The 2,344-nt window shown below is 71.9% G+C and carries 2 protein-coding genes; both read right to left on the reverse strand.

What is annotated here, in order from left to right:
* Window positions 1-105 precede the first annotated feature (105 nt).
* Window positions 106-933: a tryptophan synthase subunit alpha gene (gene trpA, locus ACWGIU_RS35850; RefSeq protein WP_453712273.1), complete on the reverse strand. Its 828-nt coding sequence runs from the start codon at window positions 931-933 to the stop codon at window positions 106-108.
* Window positions 930-2,201 (reverse strand): tryptophan synthase subunit beta, encoded by a 1,272-nt coding sequence (gene trpB, locus ACWGIU_RS35855; protein ID WP_453712274.1) that lies wholly within the window; start codon window positions 2,199-2,201, stop codon window positions 930-932. The genes trpA and trpB overlap by 4 nt, the downstream gene beginning before the upstream one ends.
* Window positions 2,202-2,344 lie beyond the last annotated feature (143 nt).

Below are 2,344 nucleotides of genomic sequence, written 5' to 3' on the forward strand. Positions count from 1 at the left end.
CCGCCAAACGAAGCAGGGAGGCACTCGCGTGCCTCCCTGCCCGCACTTCCACCCGATCGGGCTACAGAACCCGATCAGACATCCGTGCCCGTGCTCGAACGCGTGTCAGCTCCGGCGTACGCCTTCCGCGAGCTCGCCCGCGAGCGCCCGTACGGCGTCCAGCCCGGCCGGCAGGTCCGGCGCGTCCAGGAGCAGCTTCACGAAGGCCGAGCCGACGATGACTCCGTCGGCGAAGCCCGCGACCTCCTTGGCCTGGACGGCGTTGGAGACGCCGAGCCCGACGCAGACCGGCAGGTCGCTGGTGGCGCGGGTGCGGCGCACCAGATCGGCGGCCTGGCCGCCGACGGACTCGCGGGTGCCGGTGACTCCCATGAGGGAGGCGGCGTAGACGAAGCCGGAGCCGGCCGCCGTGATGGTGGCCAGGCGCGCGTCCTTGCTGCTGGGAGCCACGACGAAGACGGTCGCCAGACCGTGCTTCTCCGCGTGCTCGCGCCACAGCGCGGACTCCTGCACCGGCAGGTCGGGCAGGATGCAGCCGGCGCCGCCGGCCGCCGCCAGCTCGGCCGTGAACCGCTCGACGCCGTAGCGGTCGATGGGGTTCCAGTAGGTCATCACCAGGACCGGGGCCCCGGTCGCCTGGTGCGCCTCGCGGACCGTGCGGATCACGTCGGCGATCTTGACTCCGCCGCGCAGGGCGATGTCGTCGGCGGTCTGGATGACCGGCCCGTCCAGGACGGGGTCGCTGTGCGGCAGGCCGATCTCGACGACGTCCGCGCCACCGGCGATGACGGCCTTGACCGCCTCGATGCCGCCGTCGACGGTCGGGAAGCCCGCCGGCAGGTAGGCGACGAGGGCCGCGCGGTCCTCGGACCTCGCCTTGGCGAGGGTGTCGCTCAGCAGCTGGAGGTTGCCGCGTCCGTGGGTGGAGCTCACTTGTCGTCCCCCTCGGAGAACTCGTTGTCGGCGACTTCACCGTCGGTGTCGTACAGGTCGAAGTAGCGGGCCGCCGTATCCATGTCCTTGTCGCCGCGACCGGACAGGTTGACGACGATCAGGCCGTCCTTGCCCAGCTCCTTGCCGAGGTCGAGGGCGCCGGCGAGGGCGTGCGCCGATTCGATCGCCGGGATGATCCCCTCGGTGCGCGAGAGCAGGCGCAGGGCCTGCATCGCCGCGTCGTCGGTGACCGCGCGGTACTCGCCCCGGCCGGAGTCCTTGAGGTAGGAGTGCTCCGGGCCGATGCCGGGATAGTCCAGGCCGGCCGAGATGGAGTACGGCTCGGTGATCTGGCCCTCCTCGTCCTGGAGGACGTAGGAGCGGGAGCCGTGCAGGATCCCGGGCTCGCCGGCGGTCAGCGTGGCCGCGTGCTCGCCGGTCTCGACGCCGTGCCCGGCGGGCTCGAAGCCGACCAGGCGGACGTCGGCGTCCGGGATGAACGCGTGGAAGAGGCCGATGGCGTTGGAGCCGCCGCCGACGCAGGCCGCGACGGCGTCGGGCAGCCGGCCGGCGCGCTCCAGGATCTGACGGCGGGCCTCGACGCCGATGACCCGGTGGAAGTCGCGGACCATGGCCGGGAAGGGGTGGGGGCCGGCGACCGTACCGAAGAGGTAGTGGGTCCGGTCCACATTGGCGACCCAGTCGCGGAACGCCTCGTTGATGGCGTCCTTGAGCGTCCGGGAGCCGGACTTCACGGCGACGACCTCGGCGCCCAGCATGCGCATGCGGGCCACGTTGAGGGCCTGGCGCCGGGTGTCGATCTCGCCCATGTAGATGGTGCAGTCGAGGCCGAAGAGCGCGCAGGCGGTGGCGGTGGCCACGCCGTGCTGGCCGGCGCCGGTCTCGGCGATGACGCGGGTCTTGCCCATGCGCTTGGTGAGCAGCGCCTGGCCCAGCACGTTGTTGATCTTGTGCGAGCCGGTGTGGTTCAGGTCCTCGCGCTTGAGGAAGATCCGGGCGCCGCCGGCGTGCTCGGCGAAGCGGGGGACCTCGGTGAGGGCGCTCGGCCGACCGGTGTAGTTGACCATGAGGTCATTGAGCTCGGCGGCGAAGGCCGGGTCGCCCTTGGCCTTCTCGTACTCGACGGCGACCTCGTCCACGGCGGCGACGAGCGCCTCGGGGATGAACTTGCCGCCGAAGTCGCCGAAGTAGCCCTCGGCGTTCGGAACGTGACCCTCCGGGTCCGGAATGAAGAACTCGCTGGACATGTCCAGTGCTCCTACGGGTGCGAGATGCGGCGGGGTGGATTCACCGTATTGCGCCGCCCGCCCGTGCCGCGCACACCCGCTGGGTGTCGTGCGTACGGTGCGGAGCGGCCCGCGTCCGGAGCCGGCGGCCCGGGACGGCAGGC

The organism is Streptomyces sp. NPDC054840, assembly GCF_053611065.1.

Excerpts from the sequence above, each read along its gene's own strand:
- trpB (WP_453712274.1), bottom strand. The coding sequence starts at position 2,201 with ATGTCCAGCGAGTTCTTCATTCCGGACCCGGAGGGTCACGTTCCGAAC.